This is a genomic window from Allobosea sp. TBD101 (assembly GCF_059817965.1).
Genome location: NZ_CM187543.1, coordinates 2534297 through 2553473, shown reverse-complemented (window position 1 = coordinate 2553473; position 19177 = coordinate 2534297). Strand labels below are relative to the sequence as shown.

The window sequence follows — 19177 nt, the reverse complement described above, 5'->3', positions numbered from 1 at the left end:
ACGGCGCAGCGGCTTACTGGAACACCCGTCGGTAGCGTTTCACCATCTCCGGATCGCCCGAGACCTTCTCGGGGTTGTCGGAGAGCTTCACCGCCGGGCGCCCGTTCGCCTTGGTGACCTTGCAGACCAGCGAGATCGGGTCGAGCGCGCGCGAGCCGTCCGGCGAGCAGCCGACAAGGTCGTTGGTCAGGTCCGTGCCCCAGCCGAAGGCCATGCGAACCTTGCCGTCGAAATGGTGGTAGACGCGCTCGATCGCATCGACATCGAGCCCGTCTGAGAAGACCAGCATCTTGTCGCGCGGGTCGCGCCCATGCTCGCGCCACCAGGCCATGATGGTCTCGCCCGCCGGGATCGGCGGTGCGCTGTCGGGGCGGAAGCCGGTCCAGTCGGCGACCCAGTCGGGCGCATGACGCAGGAAGCTCTGCGAGCCGAAGGCATCGGGCAGCGCGATCAGCAGGTTGCCGCCATAGACCTGGCGCCACTCGTCGAGCACGCGATAGGGCGCGCGCAGCAACTCCTCGTCCGAATCGGCGAGCGCCGCCAGCACCATCGGCAATTCATGGGCATTGGTGCCGATCGCCTCCAGATCGGCATCCATCGCCAAGAGCACGTTCGAGGTGCCGGTGAAGGCCGATCCCAGGCCCTCCTTCAGCGCCTCGACGCACCAGCGCTGCCAGAGATGGCCATGGCGGCGGCGCGTGCCGAAATCGGAGAGCTTGAGATTCGGCAGCTTCTGCAGCCGCTCGACCTTGTCCCACATCTTGGCCTTGGCGCGGGCATAGAGCACGTCGAGCGAGAAGCGCTTCTGGCCGAGCATGACGCGGCGTGCCCGGAGCTCGTTGACGATCGCCAGCGCCGGCACCTCCCACATCGTGCTGTGGGTCCAGGGGCCCTCGAAATGCAGCTCATACTGCCCGTCGACCTTGCGCAGGTCGTAATCCGGCAACTGGAAATCGGCGAGCCAGGCCATGAACTCCGGCGAGAACATCTGCGTCTTGCCGTAGAAGCTGTTACCGGCGAGCCAGATCAATTCGTTCTTGGTGAAGCGCAATGAGCGGGCATGGTCGAGCTGCGCCCTGAGTTCGCCCTCGTCGACGATATCGGCGAGGCGAATATGCTTCGAGCGGTTGATCAGCGAGAAGGTGACCTGCACGTCCGGGTGGAAGGCCCGGATCATCTGCAGCATCAGCAGCTTGTAGAAATCGGTGTCGAGCAGGCTGCGGATGATCGGGTCGAGCCGCCAACCGTGATTGTAGGTCCGCGTCGCGATGTCGGTGAAGATCATATCGAAGTCCGGGCCGGCTCACGGCATAGGCGGTGGAACGGCGCGGGCGCCGGGCGAAGGAAGGCGCATCAGAACAGCGCCTTGAGCCCTGGCGCAAGCGCGGGCCACGCAGCCATGCCCAGCGACAGAACCATGAGGGCTACCAGCAATACGCCAAGCAGCGGCAGGACAGCCCGGAAAACCGCCCCGGCCGGCACCCGCATGATGCCGCTGACGACGTAGACGAGGATGCCGAGCGGCGGCGTCAGCCCGTGGATCATCAGGTTGACGACGAGCACCACGCCGAACTGGATCGGATCGAGCCCCGCCGCCACCGCGACCGGCAGCAGCAGCGGCGCCAGCAGCAAGATCGCCGCGCCGATATCGAGGAAGAGCCCGGCGACCAGCAGCACGAGATTGGCGAGCAGCATCACGGCATAAGGTCCGGCGCCGAACGCGGTGACGAGCCCGGCCATCTGCTCGGAGACACGGTCGACCGCAAGCAGGAAGGCGAAGGGCGCCGAGGCGCCGATCAGCAGGCCGATCGCCGCAGCCTCGGCAGCCGACTTGCGCAAGGCGGCGAGCACGCCGCGCCCGTTCAGGCTGCGCAGCGCGAGGCAGGCGAGAACGGCATAGGCGACGGCGAGCGCCGAAGCTTCCGTCACCGTCACCACGCCGAAGCGGATACCGACGACCACGACGATGCCCAGCCCGATCGCGGGAATGGCGCCGACCAGCGCCCTGCCCCGCTCGGCCGCGCTCGCCTTCGGCGCCGCGTCGACGACGCCGCGTGCGCTGAGATGAATGCCGATCGCCAAGGCCAGCGCCAGAACGCCGCCGGCGACGAAGCCGCCGACCAGCAACGAGCCAACCGAGAGATTGGTCGCGCTTGCCAGGATCAGGAAGGCGATCGAGGGCGGGATGATGTTGTCGAGCATCGAGACGCCCGCGACGATCGCCGCCGCATTCGCCGGCGGATAGCCCCGCGCCACCAATGTGGGCGCCATGACCTTGGCCCCGAAGGCAGCATTCGCGACCGAGGACCCTGATGCGCCTGAGAACAGCACGCTCGCGACCAGCGCCGTCTGCGCCAGCCCCGCCCGCCAGTGCCCGACCAGCGTCGCGGCGAAGCGGATCAGGCGTTCGGCGAGCCCGCCCGCTGTCAGCAGCTCGCCGGCCAGCAGGAAGAAAGGGATTGCCAGCAGCAGGAACTTCCCGACGCCACCGACCATGGTCTGGACGATCGCCGGCTCCGGCATCAATCCGCCGAACGGCCCGGTCAGTGAGACCCCCGCCAGCAGGGCGAAGGGCAATGGGGCGCCGAGCAGAAGCCCCACTCCCGCGACGAGCGCCGCAACCAGGCTCGGCGTCGGAAAGAGATCGAAGGAGAGCTGCGCCAGCCCGTAGAAGCAACCGCCGAGCACCAGCGCCGCCACCGCGCCGGCCCAACCCCGCTCCAGCCCGGCGCGCAGGAAAAGCGCTATGATCGTCAGCCCGCCCCCGCAGGCAAAGACGGCGAAGCGCAGGGCCTCCGGCAGGCCGAGCACGGTGGAATGGCCGCCAACGAGCAAAGCGACATTCGCCCCGCCGGCCGCCAGCACGAATGCGCCATGGAAAGCGACGGCATCCGCGAGCACGGAAGCAACGCGCCGAGGTATGGCAGGCAGCAAGCGGACCAGCACATCAAGCCGCATCGCCAATGTGCCGGTGACGGCAAGCGGCGCGCCAACCGCGATCAGCGCGAGATGCAGCCAGATCGCCAATTCGTCCGACCAGACGAAGCCGCCGCCGAACAGATAGCGCTGCAGGACGGCCGCCATGACCACGAGAAACAGCGCCGCCAGGATCGCGGCGCCGGCGAACTCCAGCATCGTGCGGAATACGGCCTCCGCCCGTACCGGAAAGCCGCTCCCGTGATTTCGATCCACCGACTGGCTCATCCTGCCGCCATGCCCCGTCCGGACGCCCTGTTCCGGCCTCGCGGGCCGCGCGTCAAGCGGCCTGAATTGACATCATCCCTGTATTCGCCGCAGGAGCGGACTTGTGGCGGCGCCTCGGCCGGGATTGGATGGTGCCACCGATCCGCCTTTTCCAGCCTTCCAGAAGACGCGCATGGCTTCCGAAACGACCTCGCCCTTAGCCGGCTTCGGCACGGCCCCCGCCATCCCCTACGACCTCGCCGTCATCGGCGGCGGCATCAATGGCTGCGGCATCGCCCGCGACGCGGCCGGGCGCGGCGCCTCCGTCGTGCTGTTCGAGAAGGACGACCTCGCCAGCGCCACCTCCTCGCGCTCGACCAAGCTGATCCATGGCGGCCTGCGCTATCTCGAGCATTACAAATTCCGGCTGGTGCGCGAGGCCTTGATGGAGCGCGAGCGGCTTTGGGCGATCGCGCCGCATATCATCCGGCCGCTGCGCTTCGTGCTGCCGCATCACAAGGGCCTGCGCCCGGCCTGGCTGCTCCGGCTCGGCCTGTTCCTCTACGACCATATCGGCGGCCGCAAGCTCCTGCCGGCGACACGCACGCTCGACCTCGCCCATGACGCCGTCGGCAAGCCGCTCAAGGACGATCAGGCCAAGGCCTTCGAATATTCCGATTGCTGGGTCGAGGATGCCCGGCTCGTCGTGCTGAACGCGATGGATGCCGCCGTGCGCGGCGCCGCGATCCACACCCGCACCCGCGTCACCGCGGCGCGGCGCGAGAACGGCCTCTGGCAGCTTGAGACCGACGGCCCCGAAGGCGGCCGGACGGTCTGGGCGCGCACGCTCGTCAACGCCGCCGGCCCCTGGGTCGGCGAGGTCCTGAACGGCGTGATCCACACCAACGCCAAGGCCGGCGTCCGCATGGTTCAGGGCAGCCATATCGTCGTGCCCAAACTCTACGATCACGACCGCTGCTACATCTTCCAGAACGCGGACGGGCGCATCATCTTCGCCATCCCCTACGAGCAGGATTTCACGCTGATCGGCACGACCGACCGCGACTATCACGGCGACCCCGCCGAGGTCGTCGCGACGCCGGACGAGATCGCCTATCTCTGCGCCGCCGCGAGCGAGTATTTCCGCCAGCCGGTCACGCCGGAATCGGTGGTCTGGACCTATTCCGGCGTGCGCCCGCTCTATGACGACGGCGCCTCGAAGGCGCAGGAGGCGACGCGCGATTACGTCCTGACGCTCGACGCTCCCGAAGGCGAAGCGCCACTGCTCTCCGTCTTCGGCGGCAAGATCACGACCTATCGCCGCCTCGCCGAGGCCGCGATCGCAAAACTGGCGCCGCTCGCGCCTTGGGCGGCCCGCGCCGAATGGACGGTTGCCGGTGCCTTGCCCGGCGGCGATTTCCCGGTCGGCGGTTTCGACAAGCTGGTTGGCGAGATCGCCGCAGCCTACCCTTGGCTCGAACGGCGCAGCGCGACGCGGCTCGCCCGCGCCTATGGCACCCGCGCCCGCGACATCCTCGGCGATGCGAAGGGCCTTGCCGATCTCGGCCGGCATTTCGGCGCCGATCTTTACGAGCGCGAGGTGCGCTACCTGATGAAGGCGGAATGGGCGCGCCGGGCGCAGGATGTGCTCTGGCGCCGCAGCAAGCTGGGCCTGCGGCTGTCGAAGGCCGAGAGCGAGGCGCTCGACGATTTCATGCAGCAGGCGTGAGTGTCATGCTGCCCGTTGCGAAGCGGTGAGCCCGAAGCCAATGAAGATCGACATTTCCGTCATGGTCGGGCTTGTCCCGACCATCCACGTCTTCCTTCGAGCCATGCGGTGTTCAAGACGTAGATGCTCGCCACAAGGGCGAGCATGACGGCGTGGCCATAGGGAATGTCACGCCACCTGATAGGCGAACTGGCCCCCCTCGACCGAGACCTTCGCCTCGGTCAGCGGCTTCTTCTCCAGTTGCAGGTTGAGGATCGCCCGCGACAGCGCCGGCAGCATCGAGTTGGTGATGATGTTGTCGATCATGCGCCCGCCCGAATCCGGGTCGTTGCACTGGCCGACGATGTGCTCGACCACCGCATCGTCATAGACGAAGGCGGCCTTGTGGTTCTCGGCCAGACGCTTGCCGATGCGGCCGAGCTGGAGCCTGACGATGCCGGCCAGCATGTCCGAGGAGAGCGGGTAATAGGGAATGGTCACGAGCCGCCCGATCAGCGCCGGCGGGAAAACCTTCAGCAGTGCAGGCCTGAGCGACACCGCCATCGCCTCGGGATCGGGCTTGGCCGCGCCATCGGCGGACAGGCTCATGATCTCGTCGGTGCCGACATTCGAGGTCAGGATGATCAGCGTGTTCTTGAAGTCGATGCGCCGGCCGGTGCCATCCTCCATCTGGCCCTTGTCGAAGACCTGGAAGAACAGCTCGTGGACGTCGGGGTGCGCCTTCTCGACCTCGTCGAGCAGCACCACCGAATAGGGCTTGCGCCGGACCGCTTCCGTCAAGCGACCGCCCTCGCCATAGCCGACATAGCCGGGAGGCGCGCCCTTCAGTGTCGAGACGGTATGCGCCTCCTGGAACTCGCTCATATTGATGGTGATGACGTTCTGCTCGCCGCCATAGAGCGATTCCGCCAGCGCCAGCGCCGTCTCGGTCTTGCCGACGCCGGAGGGGCCACAGAGCATGAACACGCCGATCGGCTTGTTGGGATTGTCGAGCCGGGCGCGGTTGGTCTCGATGCGCTTGGCGATCATGCCGATGCCGTGCCCCTGCCCGACGACGCGCTTGTTCAGCGTCTCCGCGAGTTTGAGCACGGTCTCGATCTCGTCCTTGACCATCCGGCCGACAGGGATGCCGGTCCAGTCGGAGACGACTGAGGCGACGGACTGCTCGTCGACATGGGCGTAGATCATCCGGTTGGCCGGATCGACTTCGCTCAGCGCCGCGAATTTGGCGTTGAGCGCCGCGCGCGATTCCGCCGGATCGACGGCTGGCTCGGACGCCGGAGCTTCGGCTTGGGCCGGCGCGGACGCGACATTCTCGGTCGCCTCCGGTTGGACGGCATCGGCCGTCGACTGCGGCGCCATCTCGCGGAGCTTGGCCCAGAGCGCCTTGATCTCCTTGACGATGCTAAGTTCACCCGTCCAGGCCCCTTCCAGCCCCGTCAGCTTCTCCCCCTTCTCCGCCATCTCGACCTCGATCTCGCCAAGCCGCTTGGTGGTATCCGTGCCGAGATCGGCATCGGCGGTCAGCGCCGCCTTCTCCTGCTCCAGAGAGGAGATCGCGACCCGCGCATCCTCGATCGCGGCCGGCGTCGCGCTCTGGCTGATGGCGACGCGGGCGCAGGCCGTGTCGAGCAGGCTCACCGCCTTGTCGGGGAGTTGGCGGGCCGGGATGTAGCGATGCGAGAGCGAGACCGCCGCGACGATGGCGGCATCCGAGATGCGGACCTTGTGGTGCTTCTCCATCGGGCCGATCAACCCGCGCAGCATCGTACAGCAGCGCGCCACGTCCGGCTCGTCGACCTGAACTGGTTGAAAGCGCCGGGTCAGCGCCGGGTCCTTCTCGAAATACTGCCGATACTCCGACCATGTCGTCGCGGCGATGGTGCGCAGCGTGCCGCGAGCCAAAGCCGGCTTCAGGAGGTTGGCAGCATCGCCCGTGCCGGCCTGTCCGCCGGCGCCGATCAGCGTATGCGCCTCGTCGATGAACAGGATCACCGGCGTCGGCGAGGACTGCACTTCGTCGATCACCGAGCGCAGGCGCTGCTCGAATTCGCCCTTCATCGAGGCGCCGGCCTGCATCAGGCCGATATCGAGCGCGCAGACGCGCACACCCCGGAGCGGCGGTGGCACGTCGCCCGAAGCGACGCGCTGGGCGAAGCCTTCCGCGATCGCGGTCTTGCCGACGCCGGCCTCGCCGGTGAGGATCGGATTGTTCTGGCGCCGCCGCATCAGCACGTCGATGACCTGCCGGATCTCGTCGTCGCGGCCGAGGATCGGGTCCATCGTGCCGGAGCGCGCCTTCACGGTGAGGTCTTGCGAGAAGCGGTCGAGCGCCGTCGTGCCCTTCGCCCCCTCGGCCTGTTCGGCGCCGGGCGTGCCCGCCGCGCGCAGGCCCGAACCGTCCATCGGCCGGAGGTTCTCCTCCTCCGAGCTTTCCCAGACCTTGCCGTAGCCTGCAGCCAGTTCCTCGACCGGGATCTTGGAGAACTCCTTGGAGAGCCCGGTCAGCACGCGGCGCAGTTCGGTTGATTTCAACGCCGCGACCAGAAGGTGGCCGGTCCTGATCTGCGTCTCCCCGAAGAACAGGGTGGCGTAGTGCCAGCCACGGTCGAGGATATCGACGATGTGGTTGGCGATGCCGGGCATCTCCGTCTCGTTACGGCGGAAGCCCTCGACCACGCCGCCGAGCTCCATCAGCATCTTGGCGCGGTCGAGCTTGTAGTGATCCGCCGTCAGCGTCAGGTCGTTGCTGGTGCCCTGCAGGATCTGGAGCAGCCAATGCGCCAATTCGACATTGCGGTTCCCGGCCCCCTTCGCCTGCCTGAGCGCCTGCAGGAAGGTGTCGTAGCCGACCCGGTTGAGCTTGCCTGTGACGGCTTCGAGGCTGATATCGGCCATGGTCGTCCCCTTCGATGTCAGGTGGCCGCAGCGCGGCTTCGTTTCAGGCGCAGGCTTTCGGCGGGATGGAAGCGGGCGTCGCGGCGTAGCGCCCCCTCCTCGACATTCCAGTTCGGCGCCATCCAGCTCGTCCAGCCGAGATGGCCGGACTGACCGAGCCGGACCGGCTTCACCGCACCGACCGGTAGGGCAAGCTCGACATCCCATTCGAACTGCTCGCCGAGATGGAAAAACACCGCATCGGCCAGGGGCTCGCAGCGGTCGCCATCCGGCAGGAAGCGCGCGAACTGTTCGAGGTCGCGAGCAACGATCTTCACGCGGAACTTGTCCTCGACGCTGTAGACGCTGCCGCCCAGCAGCGCGTCGCTGCCCAGCGTGCAATGCGAACCGCCGAGCCGCGTCCGGTCTCCCGGGTCGAAGACCAGCCACATGCCCGTAAACTGCTCGATCTCGATATCAGCCTTGAACAGCCCGGCGAGGAAGCGCCGCAGGCGCGAGGCCGATTTCGCCTGCGCGCCGATCAGCCCGGCATGGGCGAGCTTCTCGGCATCGGGAACGGAATCGCGCTTGAGATAGGGCTTCGAGCCCACCCCGATCATGCTGCCGATATAGGCGGCGAAACGGTCAAGATCGGGCCGGTCATGCTGGGCGACAGGTCGCGAATCCGCCCAGGCCCGGTAGAACAACTGCAGGAAGCGGTGGTTGAAGATGTCGAGGAAGCGCGGGAAGGCGTCGTCGCGCGCCAGTGTCCAGTGGTAGCTCTCCTCGGTCGTCGCCAAGGGCAATGGGCCCTGCGGCCCGAGCAGGCCGAGGAACTTGACGAAGAGCCGCAGGCGCCCCTGCCCGTCGCGATCGGCTTCCGCGATGCTCGACGCCGGAAAGTCGAGATAGGGCTGTTCGCCCAGCGCGACATATTCGTCGCGGCGCGAGGCGACGTCGCCGACGCGCGGCCGGTCGGGGAAGCTACGCTCCAGCCGGCGCATCGCCGCATAGAAATCGAAGCGCCAGGGCTCGGCCTCGAGCTGCGCCTGGTAGTCCGGCGCCTTCTCCAGCGGGGTGGCCGCGTCCTCGCTCACAGGATGCGCCTCGCACCGGCGCGCGGCGGAAAGCGCATGACTTCGCCGCGCTCGACGGTGCGGATCACCGTCTGGGTGAAATGGTTCATCGCCGCGTATTCGGCGAAAAAGCGGTCGAGCACCGCCCCCAGCAGGAAGACGCCCGAGCCCTCGAACGCCTTCTCGTCGAGCAGCACGGTGATTTCGAGCCCGCGCGCCGCGCCGGTCCCCGCCCGCTGCGGAAAGCGGCGCACCACGGCGCGGCTGTCGACGCCCTTGATGCCGCGGATGCGCCGCTCGGTCGCGCTGTCGGCGAGATCGGCAAAGAGCGAGAGCAGTTCGCGCAGTGCCTCGCCGTTCTCGCCGGCGCCGCGCTGGACGAGGCCGAGATGATTGAGGCTGATCAGATTGACCAGCCGCCAGGTCACGACGCCTGTGCTGGCTGTCTCCGAACGCAGCTTGAGCTGGGAAACGACCGGCTCGCGCGGCGGCGTCGGCCCGGCAAGGCAGGCAATGTCGAGCGAGACATTGTCGATCAGCCGGAAATCGGCGCCGCCCTGTCCGGTCGGCAGGTGCTCGGTCAGGTGGCGGTTGGAGCAGAGCGCGCGCACGCTGAGTTCGGCGACGGACGCGGTATCAGACACACCGGCCGGCTCGACCAGCGAGATGAACATCTCGGTGCCCGTATAGTCTGAAGCCCTGCCCTGCCGGCGCTCGACCGAGGAGCGGCGGCGCGGCAGGCGGCGCTGCGTAAAGTGCAGCCCCTGCGTCGGCGAGGCGCCCTCCGGCGAGGAATAGAGCGGGTGGACCGGCTGTTTCTCCCGCCCGCCGACATAATGCGCGTGGACCGAGAGGATGCTGTGCGGCTCGTAGTCGAGTGCGCGGCTGCGATCGGGCACGACATGGAACTCGTGCTGGTTCGTCTTGACCGGGATGCGGTCCGTCGTCTTCTCGAACAGGTTGATCGCCGGCGCCGCATAGAGCGCGAACATCTCCTTGCGCACGGCAGCAGGCAGCCGCGTGTTCGCCTCGTCGAAGACGAAGATGATATCGACCGACTTGGCCTTGAGCTTCGGCATGATGCCGGCGAGCCCTTCCAGCCGGAAACCGAGGAACTTGCGCGGGAACCAGAACAGTTCGCGCAACAGGTCGAAGCCGCGGAAGACGCGGGTATCAGCCGGCAGCAGCGCCTCATCCTCTTCGAAGCCGATCTGTTCGAGCCGGCAACCATCGCCCGGCGTCACCACGGGATCGCCGAATTCGTCGAGATGGCGAAAGTGGATGCCGATGCAGTTCGAGAACAACTGCTCGTAGAGCGCCACCGCATCGGCCTCGCTGCCGAGCAGATGGACCGGCAGTTCACGGGTTCGACATCCGGCGAACCAGCTCGCCGGGTTCTTCAGTGCCTGCGCGGCCGAGGGCTCCTGCTCGCGATCGGCCATCATCCGGTGGGTCAGCGAAATGCGCAGGCCGGACAATGCCCGCGGGCCGGTGCGCAGGCCGAGCGCCTGCAAAGGCCCAGGAGCCGGGATGTACTCCGCTGCCGTGATCTCGAAGGGCCAGAGCGTGACCTCGCCGCCGAGGCGATAGCGGCAGGCGACCCGGCGCTCGCGCTCCAGATAAGTCGCGTCGATATAGGAGCCGCGCGCGATCCGCATGCCCTCGCGGAGCGCCGGATCGGAATAGGTCGGCACCACGCCGGCCAGCAGCGCCGAAGGCGTCGGCGCCAGATAGTTCGGCAGCAATTGCTCGATCAGGTTGTTGGTGAATTCGGGAAACTCGTGCCGGAGCTTCAGCTGGACGCGCGCGGCGAGGAAGGCCGCGCCCTCCAACAGGCCACCGACCATCGGGTCCATGCGCTCGCCGGCCAACCCGCCGAGCCGCTCGGCGATCCCCGGATATTCCTCCGCAAACTCCTTGCTGTGCTCCATGAAGAGCCGGAGTTCCTGATTGTAGAGGTCGAGAAACTCCTGGTTCATCGCGTCACCGGCCCTTGATGGCGATTTTACCTGTGTCCAGCTCGAGATCGGCAACGAACTGGACGGGAATATTGAGCGGTTCGCAATTCAGATCGGCGCGAACGAGGAAACGGACTTTCAGCTCGGCCGGGTCGAGGCTGTCGTCGCGCTCGACGGCGACCGATTTGCGGATCAGGCGCGGCTCGTAGCCGACCAGCACATCGGCAAGGTCCTCGCGGATGGCATCGACGCGATGCTCGTCGATCGAGAGGCGGGTCAGGTCCGGAAAGCCGTGGTTGAGCACCGAGCGGCGCACATGGTCGAGCCCGGAAAGATCGAGGCACGAGCCGAGATTGATGGTGTTGACGAGCGCATCGAGGTCGAGCGCGATCTCGCGGCGCAGCTTCTGCTCGGTAATCGCGGCGCGAGGGGCGGCCCGGCGCGGCGCAATCACGCGTTCACCGCCCTCGTCCCTCAGGTCGAGCGCGGTCTTCGCATCCTTTTCCAGATGCGCCTCCCGGAATGCGAACATCAGGGGCGGCCTGAGCCGCTTCTTCGCGATGGGATCGACCATGACCTGCCACGCTGCCGGCAAGGTATCGGCTCCGGCACGGGGCCGGAGCCGATACGCTTCGTCTTACTTGGCTTCCTTGGTCTTGATGTCATAGGACATGGTCAGCGCCGCATCGAGCGAGCCGTCGGCCTTCTGCGGCTTGTACTCGTATTTGATCTTGGCGTAGTTCAGCGAGAACTGGTCGGTCGGGATGCTCGAGCCGCCGGCCGCGTCGCCGGACTGGTAGCTCGACACCAGCAGATCCTCCAGCGTCAGCGTGTAGTAGTCCTGCTGCTTATCGCCCTGCTTGCGGACGAAAAGCACGGCCTTCTTGATGTGCTTGCCGGTGGCGCAGAACAGCGCGAGATTGGTCGAGGCCTTGCCGACCGAGGACGTGAAATGCACGTCCTGGAAGCTTGCCTTGCCGGCGCCGCCGCCCGCATTGGACGCATGCGAGCCCGCGTTGCTGATGCCCCAGGAGAAGGAATCGACCTCGATCGTATCCTTGTGCTTGGAGTCCTTGCTTTCGCCCTTGATGCCGTCGATCTCGAGCAGGAAGTCGCTAGCCATTTTTACCTCCAGGGTAGGAATTGCATGGGCACGCGGATGCGGGCCCGCCGTGGACGCACTTCTCCTCTCGCGCCGCCCTCACACGGCCGGCGCGCCGAAGATTCTCGTTGTCGCCGTCACCGGCTCAGGTGGCGGTCACTGCTTGGGAGCTGGCAGTCGCGAGACCAGGCTCAGGCCGATATCCATGCCTTCGAGCTGGAAGTGCGGCCGCAGATAGAACTTGGCCGAGTAGTAGCCAGGATTCTCCTCGTCCTCGAAGACGTCGATGCGCGCATCGGAGAGCGGGCGCCGTGCCTTCGTCTCTTCGCTGGAATTGACCGGATCGCCGTCGACATAGTCGGTGATCCACTCCTGCAGCCAGCGGCGCAGCGGCTCCTTTTCCTTGTAGGAGCCAACCTTGTCGCGAACCATGCACTTCAGGTAGTGCGCGAAGCGCGAGACCGCGAACATGTAGGGCAGCCGCGACGACAGGTTGTCGGATGCGGTCGCCGCCACGCCGTCCGGCCCCGAGAAGGCCTTGGGCTTGTAGAGCGACTGGGCGCCGATGAAGGCGGCCTTGTCGGTATTCTTGCGATGGATCAGCGGGATCAGGCCGGATTTCGCCAGCTCCGCCTCGCGCCGGTCGCTGATCGCGATCTCGGTCGGGCATTTCAGGTCGACGCCGCCATCATCGGTCGGGAAGGTATGGGTCGGCAGGTTGAGCACCTCGCCGCCCGACTGGACGCCACGGATGCGCGTGCACCAGCCATATTCCTTGAAGGCGCGGTTGATGTTGACCGCCATCGCGTAGGCCGCGTTCATCCAGGCGTATTTCTCGCCCTTGTGCCCGTCGGTATCCTCTTCGAAGGCGAACTCCTCGACCGGCTCGGACTTGGCGCCGTAAGGCACCCGCGACAGCACGCGCGGCAGGCACAGGCCGACATAGCGGGAATCGGCAGCGTCACGCAGGCCCTTCCAGGCCGCATAGTCCGGCGTGTCGAAGACCTTGCCGAGATCGCGCGGGTTCGACAGCTCCGTCCAGGTGTCCATGCCCATCAGGGTCGGGTCCGCCCCGGCGAAAAACGGCGCATGCGCCGCCGCCGCCACCTTCGACAGATCGCGCAGCAGCTGCACGTCGGTCGGGACATGGCTGAAATGATAGTCGCCGACCAGGCAGCCGAAGGGCTGTCCGCCGAGCTGGCCGAATTCCTGCTCGTAGACCTGCTTGAACAGCGGGCTCTGGTCCCAGCGCGCGCCGGGATAGGTCTTGAGGTTGCGGTAAAGCTCGCCCTTGGAGACGTTCATCACCTTGATCTTCAACTGTGCATCCGTCTCCGAATTGAAGACGAGATAGTTGAGACCGCGCCAGGCGCTTTCGATCTTCTGGTATTCGGGTGCGTGCAGCACCTCGTTCATCTGCTCGGTCAGCTTGGCATCGAGCCGGGCGATCATCTCCTCGATCGTGTCGATGACGTCGCCCTTGATCAGGGTCTGGTCTGCCAGCGCCTGGTTGACCAGGGTCGCGACCGCGTTCTCGACCTCCGTCGCCGCCCGTTCGGTCTTCGGCTTGAAACTCTGCTTCAGGATCGACGAGAAGTCGTCGATCTCGCGCGTTTCGACTGCTGCCCCGCCGGGCCGTTGGGTTTGTGCTTCCGCTGCCATTGCCGCCTCGCTCGCTTAACCGCCTGCAGGCCCTGCCCCGCCCCGAATGGGCGGGATCGCTTCAGATCATCCGGAACATTGCTGCTGCGAAAACCGGTTCCGGCTTTCGCGGCCGGCACGCTCCGGGGCGGGCCTGCGCCCTGCCCTCAGTTCGCCGTCTTGTCTTCGGAGGGTTCGCCCTTGCCGAGCCTGTCCTTCAGCGCCGCCATCAACTGGGGATCGGCCAGCAGCGCCTTGATCTGGTCGCTCGCGGCCATCTTGCCGTCCATGTAGCGCAGCAGATTGGCAAGCTGCTCGCGCGCCTCCAGCAGCTTCGCCGTCGCCGGAATCTGGCGGGCGATGGCGGCCGGGTTGAAATCGTCGAATTTCGAGAATTTCAGCGCCACCGAGAGCTTCTCGTTGCTGTCGTCACCCAGCTTGTTGGGCACGTTGAAGGACACGGCCGGCTCGATCGCGGCCATGCGCTGATCGAAATTGTCCATGTCGAAGTCGAGGAACTTGCGCTGCGAGATGTCGGACTTCTCGATCGCCGAGGCGTTGCCCGACAGATCCGCCATGACGCCCATGACGAAAGGCAGTTCGACCTTCTGCTCCGCGTTATACGGGTCCTCGTAGGTGATATGGACCCGAGGCGGCCTGTTGCGGCGGATGAACTTCTGTCCAGAATCTCCAGCCATGTGACGTGCCCCTCTGCATTCGTGCCACGCAGACGTAACGTGACATCCTATCCGTTTTCACCCGTCCTCGATATAGTCGCTTGAGCGTGACGGGAGGTTCAAGGCGATGACGAAAAACTTCCCTAGCTGTCGACTTCCGGGACCGGCACGACATCTGGCAGGATGTTGCCGAGAAGCGACATGAAATCATGCTGCGCCAGCGCACAGGCCTTGTCCATCAGGAGCGGCGTCGGGTGCGAGGGTTCGACCTGGCGATAGAAGGCGGCGACCGCCCTCATCGCGTTGACCGCTTCCGCCCGGCTGCCGATCGCGATAGCCGACGACCCCGGGCCGGGCGCGGAAGCAGCCACCTCGACCGCCTCCACGACGACCTCCTCGCCATCGCTCCCGTCGGAAGCCTCCTCGCTCGCCTCGGCATCGCCGTCGGAGCTGTCCTCGGCCTCATCGGCGCTGTCGGCGTAGCTCTCGTCCGTGTCGCCGCTGGTTTCGTATTCGCTTTCCGCCTCATAGCCGTCCGGCGCGGGCAGCCGCTCCAGCGGCAGCCGGAACCGGCGCTGGTCGCCGATCTCGAAAACCGCCTTGTCGACCTGGTCGGGGAACATGATCTGGATGACCTCGATCAACGACTTTCCGATCAGCTGCTGCGCCTGCCCGATCAGCAAGACGGCCGGGCTCGAAGGCTCGGTTTTGCGAAAGTAGCCGAGGCAGGCAGCCAGCGTATCCTTCACATGGAGGATGCTCGAAAGGCTGCCGGGACTGAAGGTTGCGGTGTTTGCTGCCGACCCTTGCGGAGCGGCCGCCACGAGCTCCGGCCCCGTCGCCTGATGGCCCGGGACGCGCCGTGCGACCGCGGCGTCGAGGAAGGCGGCGATCTGGTCCAGCAGCGTCGCCAGGCGCGGAAAGCCGAGGGGATGATCGACACCGACCTTCTCCAGCCAGGTCGTGCGCAGGCGCGCGAGCGCATCCCGCGCCGCATTCACCCGGCCGAGCACCGCGACCAGATCCTCGGCTTCGACTTCGCCCAGCGCCGCCTGGATCGTGCTCGCATCGGGATGCTGCTCACCGTCGACCAGCTTGGTCTCGCCGCTTGCCACGAGCTGGCTGCGGAACATGAACGGCCCGATCCGCCGGCTGACGAAGAGCGGCGCGTGCTGCAGCGGCAGCACCACCGTCGCCAGCTCGTCGAGCCCCTGCAGGGCGACCTCGCGCATCACGAAATCGCCGTCCATCGCCCTGGGATGCATCTCGTCCCAGTACGAGCCGAGGAGATCGGCCATGGCTGAGAGGCTGGCAGTGAAGCCCGGCACGTCGCGGTTGAGGATCGTCAGCTTGGCCGCGAGCACGAAGACCCTGAGATCGCGCGAGCGCTCCAGGAGCTTGCCGAGTTCGGCGAAGGCGGCGGGAAACTCGATGCTCGTCCGGTCGAAGGCGATCTGCCGCCCGTCATCGTCGCGGCGAAAATACGAGGCCGGCAGCGCGACCTCGAGCCGCGCCGTGGCGTTCATGAAATCGAGATCGTCTTCGAGATCCGGCCCGCAGGGCTCCTCAGCCGAGATCGGCTTCGTCAGTTCGGCGAAATTCAGGCCCGCCATCGCTCTCCCCGCGGGAGCATTTCCGCACTTCCCCGAAGCGCCGAAATGCTCCAAATCTTTGTTTTATCGCACTTTCTTCACGCGAACCGGCATCCACTTCGCTCGAAAATGCGCTAGCAGGAGCGGCGGCCCGGTCACCGCCGGGGTCGCCGCGGCCACTTCGTATCGTGCTTCACTCGGTACGCAGCCGGGTCTCGACCCGGCGATTGTCGCCGGAGAGCGGATCGGCTGCGATCGGCTTGCTCTGCCCATAGCCCTTGGCCACCAGATTGGAAGCCTTGACGCCATGCCCGCCGAGGTAGCGAACCACGGCCTGGGCACGACGCTGCGACAGGTTGAGATTGTAAGCCGCGCTGCCGGCAGCGTCGGTATGCCCCTCGACCATGAAGGTCTGCTTCGCGAGCTGCGGCGTCTTCAGCGCCTTGGCGAACTCGTCGAGATTGAGCTTCGCCTCGGGCTCCAGCTCGTCGGAATTGTATTTGAACTTCACGACGAGATCGAAGGCGCTGACCGGCTTGGCCGGCTCGACCACCTGCCCCGCCCTGGCGCATTCGGCTTCCGTGCCGACGCAGAGGCCGCGCGTGATGGCGGGCTTCGGCGCCACGGCCGGCCCGAAATGCTTGACGATGTCGTCGGCCTTGTAGGTCTGCGCCCCCGCCCCGTTCGCCGTGGAGAGAACCAAAGCGCCGGTCAGGGCGACAAAGGCAGTGAAGCCGGGCTGCTTGCGCATGGGAACTCTCCCGCTGAGTGTCGCCATCTGGCGGTCGATGACTTAGGGATGAAAGGATGACTCCAGAAATCACCTACGTCAATATAAAAATAGCAGCACGAATCGAAAGGTTCAGTTGATGCCATCCGCCCTGAGGCAAGAAAATAGCACTGCATCTTTCTCGACACCAAAGGGGAAAGACGAATTTACTATTATAAAGTTCGAAGCCAGCGAAGCTTTGAGTGAGTTATTTACGTATAATGTCGAGGCGACCAGCAAGACTGAGAATGCCGACCTGCAAAGCATCATGAGCGAGAAATGCGCGATCAAGTTCACGCTCAAGAACAAGAGCGAGCGCGTCCTGAACGGCACGCTGGTCGACGCGCAATGGCTCGGCAAGCAGGAGGATCTCTACATCTACCGCTTCACGCTCAAGCCCTGGCTCTGGCTGCTCTCGCAGCGTGCAGACTGCCGGATCTTCAAGAACAAGACCGCCTTGGACATCATCAAGGAGATCTTCAAGAAGGAGGGCTCGGCGAGCTTCGACGACCGCACCAGCGAGACGCTCCAGCCGATCGACTACTGCGTGCAGTATCGCGAGACCGATCTCGATTTCGTGCTGCGGTTGATGGAGCAATACGGCATCTACTACTATTTCAAGCACAGCGACGGCGACCACAAGCTGGTGCTCTGCGATTCCCGCTCCGGCCATGACCAGGTCCAGGCCGCGGCCGAGCCGAGCTTCCAGGGCGACGCCTCAGGCTACGCCTTCGTGCCGCAGGGAAACCGCTTCCCGCGCAGCGCCGTCGAGCACCTGACCCAGTGGTCGACGATCCGCCGCCTGCGCACCGGCAAGTTCGAGCTCAAGGACTATGATTTCGAGAAATCGGAATCCGATCTCACGGCCCGCGCCGAGGAAGGCTTCCCGAAGGCCAAGTCCTACGAGGCCTACGACTACCCGGCCGCCTACACCAAGCGCGACCAGGGCGAGCATTTCGCCCGCGTGATGGCGCAAGCCGAGCAGGCGCAAGACGACCGCCGCTATGCCAGCGGCGACGCCGCGAGCCTCTATCCCGGCGCGCTGATGAAGCTGATCGACCATCCGACCGGCGCCGAGAACAGCGAATACATCGTCGTCCGGGCAACCCATGCCTATGGCATCCAGAGCTACCGTTCCTCCGGACGCCGGGACGAGGCGCTCTATCACGGCTCCTACGAGCTCCAGAAAAGCGACAAGCGCTTCCGCGCGCCGATCGTGACGCCCCGCCCAACCGTCTACGGGCCGCACACCGCCAAGGTCGTCGGCGAGAAGAACAAGGGCGAGGAAGGCGATATCGACGTCGACGAATACGGCCGCATCTGGCTGCGCTTCCACTGGGATCGCGAAGACGGCTCGACCTCCTGCCGCACCCGCGTCGCGCAGATGTGGGCGGGCAAGGGCTGGGGCGGCCAGATCATCCCGCGCATCGGCCAGGAGGTGATCGTCGAGTATATCGAAGGCAATCCGGACCTGCCGCTCGTCGTCGGCGCCGTGGTCAACGACCAGCACAAGCCGCCCTACGAATTGCCGGCGAACAAGACCCAGTCCGGCCTCAAGTCGGAATCCACCGACGGAGCCGGCTTCTCCGACACCTATAACGAGATCAAGTTCGAGGACCGCAAGGACCAGGAGGTCCTGGAGATCCGGACCGAGAAGGACCACAAGATCACGGTCAACAACATCGAGACCCGCGATATCGGCGAGCGTTACGACGGCGGCGGCTATTCGCGCGAGACCACGCTGAAGAAGGGCGACGACAAGCTCGACGTCCAGAACGGCAAGCTCGACATCGAGGCGCTCCGGGAGATCAATCTCAAGGTCGGCGAGAGCACGATCAAGATGACGCCCGGCAGCATCGAGATCAAATCGCCGACCATCACGATCCATAGCCAGGCCAAGACGGAGGTGAAGAGTGATGGCATGCTCGTCATCAACGCCCCGATGGTGAACATCAACTGAGCTGGATACCAACCAGAGACAGAACGGCCGGAGCCTCCATGTCACGCCTGCGCTTCAGCACCGCCCGCGAAGTGTTCGAGACCTATCCCGCGGCCCGCCAGGCCGTCACGATGGCGCCGACCACCGAGCCGCCGCTGGCCTTCCTCGGCAGGCTCGTCAGGGGTCCGGCACCGACGGAGGCAGCGAGTTTCTGCGCCTTCCTGCTGCCCCGGCGCGAGACGGTGTGGTGGGCGCTCCAGACGGTTCGCTCCATGGAGCCGCCCGGCACGCAGGATCCCGGCCTGGCGGCGGCCGAGGCCTGGGTGCGCGAGCCCGGCGACAAGACCCGCTTCGAAGCCTTGCGACAAGCCCAGGCCGGCGACAGCGCGCGGCCCGGCACCTTCGTTGCATGGGCGGCCGGCTATTCCGGCGGCAGCATGTCGGAGAGCAACCCGATCCCGACGCCCCCGGATCTGACCGCGAAGATGGCCCGGATCGCGGTGCTCAACGCGATCAACCGCCTGCCGGCGCGCGAGCGCGACGGCGCATTGCGCGCCTGCGTCGAAGCATGCATTCGTTTGGCTGAAGACGATGCCGGCAAGCGCTGATACCTCGACCCAGGCCGGAACGGGAC

At 66.0% G+C, this 19177-nt stretch carries 14 protein-coding genes; 3 read left to right on the top strand and 11 right to left on the bottom strand.

Annotated elements, in window-relative coordinates; genetic code table 11:
- Positions 1–13: 13 nt before the first annotated feature.
- Positions 14–1285 (bottom strand): nicotinate phosphoribosyltransferase, encoded by a 1272-nt coding sequence (gene pncB / locus AC6RIC_RS12435; RefSeq protein WP_454656581.1) that lies wholly within the window; start codon positions 1283–1285, stop codon positions 14–16.
- 68 nt (positions 1286–1353) lie between these two features.
- Positions 1354–3192 carry a TRAP transporter large permease gene (locus AC6RIC_RS12430; protein ID WP_499736391.1) on the bottom strand — a complete coding sequence of 613 codons (1839 nt, stop codon included), beginning with the start codon at positions 3190–3192 and terminating at the stop codon, positions 1354–1356.
- 184 nt (positions 3193–3376) lie between these two features.
- Here AC6RIC_RS12430 and glpD point away from each other — a divergent pair, with 184 nt between their 5' ends.
- A complete protein-coding gene (gene glpD, locus AC6RIC_RS12425) occupies positions 3377–4912 on the top strand; it encodes a glycerol-3-phosphate dehydrogenase (protein ID WP_499736390.1) in 1536 nt (511 codons plus the stop codon).
- Between the two features lie 168 nt (positions 4913–5080).
- Here the strand turns inward: glpD and tssH are convergent, their stop codons facing one another.
- From tssH to AC6RIC_RS12380, 9 genes are all read right to left on the bottom strand, one after another.
- Entirely contained in the window at positions 5081–7810 is a 2730-nt protein-coding gene (gene tssH, locus AC6RIC_RS12420) for a type VI secretion system ATPase TssH (protein WP_499736389.1), read from the bottom strand.
- A gap of 17 nt (positions 7811–7827) precedes the next feature.
- Complete coding sequence (tssG, locus tag AC6RIC_RS12415; protein ID WP_499736388.1) at positions 7828–8886, bottom strand: type VI secretion system baseplate subunit TssG; 1059 nt, start codon at positions 8884–8886, stop codon at positions 7828–7830.
- The gene (gene tssF, locus AC6RIC_RS12410; RefSeq protein WP_499736387.1) at positions 8883–10844 is read right to left on the bottom strand and encodes a type VI secretion system baseplate subunit TssF; all 1962 of its coding nucleotides are present in this window, start codon (positions 10842–10844) and stop codon (positions 8883–8885) included. Before tssF ends, tssG begins: the two co-directional genes overlap by 4 nt.
- 4 nt (positions 10845–10848) lie before the next feature.
- Positions 10849–11418, bottom strand: coding sequence for a type VI secretion system baseplate subunit TssE (locus AC6RIC_RS12405; protein WP_499736386.1), 570 nt, complete (start codon positions 11416–11418; stop codon positions 10849–10851).
- A 42-nt stretch (positions 11419–11460) separates the two neighbouring features.
- Positions 11461–11946 carry an Hcp family type VI secretion system effector gene (locus AC6RIC_RS12400; RefSeq protein ID WP_499736385.1) on the bottom strand — a complete coding sequence of 162 codons (486 nt, stop codon included), beginning with the start codon at positions 11944–11946 and terminating at the stop codon, positions 11461–11463.
- A gap of 135 nt (positions 11947–12081) precedes the next feature.
- A complete protein-coding gene (gene tssC / locus AC6RIC_RS12395; RefSeq protein ID WP_499736384.1) occupies positions 12082–13587 on the bottom strand; it encodes a type VI secretion system contractile sheath large subunit in 1506 nt (501 codons plus the stop codon).
- Between the two features lie 146 nt (positions 13588–13733).
- On the bottom strand, positions 13734–14264 hold the full coding sequence (gene tssB, locus AC6RIC_RS12390) for a type VI secretion system contractile sheath small subunit (protein WP_499736383.1): 531 nt from the start codon (positions 14262–14264) through the stop codon (positions 13734–13736).
- 122 nt (positions 14265–14386) lie between these two features.
- Positions 14387–15856 carry a type VI secretion system protein TssA gene (locus AC6RIC_RS12385; RefSeq protein ID WP_499736382.1) on the bottom strand — a complete coding sequence of 490 codons (1470 nt, stop codon included), beginning with the start codon at positions 15854–15856 and terminating at the stop codon, positions 14387–14389.
- Between the two features lie 172 nt (positions 15857–16028).
- Positions 16029–16586: an OmpA family protein gene (locus AC6RIC_RS12380; RefSeq protein ID WP_454656570.1), complete on the bottom strand. Its 558-nt coding sequence runs from the start codon at positions 16584–16586 to the stop codon at positions 16029–16031.
- A gap of 118 nt (positions 16587–16704) precedes the next feature.
- Between AC6RIC_RS12380 and AC6RIC_RS12375 the strand changes: the two genes are divergently transcribed.
- Together AC6RIC_RS12375 and AC6RIC_RS12370 are read left to right on the top strand one after the other, a co-directional pair.
- Positions 16705–18564 carry a type VI secretion system Vgr family protein gene (locus AC6RIC_RS12375; RefSeq protein ID WP_499736381.1) on the top strand — a complete coding sequence of 620 codons (1860 nt, stop codon included), beginning with the start codon at positions 16705–16707 and terminating at the stop codon, positions 18562–18564.
- A 38-nt stretch (positions 18565–18602) separates the two neighbouring features.
- Entirely contained in the window at positions 18603–19151 is a 549-nt protein-coding gene (locus AC6RIC_RS12370) for a DUF6931 family protein (RefSeq protein ID WP_499736380.1), read from the top strand.
- Positions 19152–19177 lie beyond the last annotated feature (26 nt).

Bases quoted from the DNA above. Each gene is read 5' to 3' on its own strand.
- pncB (WP_454656581.1), bottom strand. From the start codon at position 1,285: ATGATCTTCACCGACATCGCGACGCGGACCTACAATCACGGTTGGCGG.
- glpD (WP_499736390.1), top strand. From the start codon at position 3,377: ATGGCTTCCGAAACGACCTCGCCCTTAGCCGGCTTCGGCACGGCCCCC.
- tssH (WP_499736389.1), bottom strand. From the start codon at position 7,810: ATGGCCGATATCAGCCTCGAAGCCGTCACAGGCAAGCTCAACCGGGTC.
- tssF (WP_499736387.1), bottom strand. From the start codon at position 10,844: ATGAACCAGGAGTTTCTCGACCTCTACAATCAGGAACTCCGGCTCTTC.
- AC6RIC_RS12400 (WP_499736385.1), bottom strand. From the start codon at position 11,946: ATGGCTAGCGACTTCCTGCTCGAGATCGACGGCATCAAGGGCGAAAGC.
- tssC (WP_499736384.1), bottom strand. From the start codon at position 13,587: ATGGCAGCGGAAGCACAAACCCAACGGCCCGGCGGGGCAGCAGTCGAA.
- tssB (WP_499736383.1), bottom strand. From the start codon at position 14,264: ATGGCTGGAGATTCTGGACAGAAGTTCATCCGCCGCAACAGGCCGCCT.
- AC6RIC_RS12385 (WP_499736382.1), bottom strand. From the start codon at position 15,856: ATGGCGGGCCTGAATTTCGCCGAACTGACGAAGCCGATCTCGGCTGAG.
- AC6RIC_RS12380 (WP_454656570.1), bottom strand. From the start codon at position 16,586: ATGCGCAAGCAGCCCGGCTTCACTGCCTTTGTCGCCCTGACCGGCGCT.
- AC6RIC_RS12375 (WP_499736381.1), top strand. From the start codon at position 16,705: ATGCCATCCGCCCTGAGGCAAGAAAATAGCACTGCATCTTTCTCGACA.
- AC6RIC_RS12370 (WP_499736380.1), top strand. From the start codon at position 18,603: ATGTCACGCCTGCGCTTCAGCACCGCCCGCGAAGTGTTCGAGACCTAT.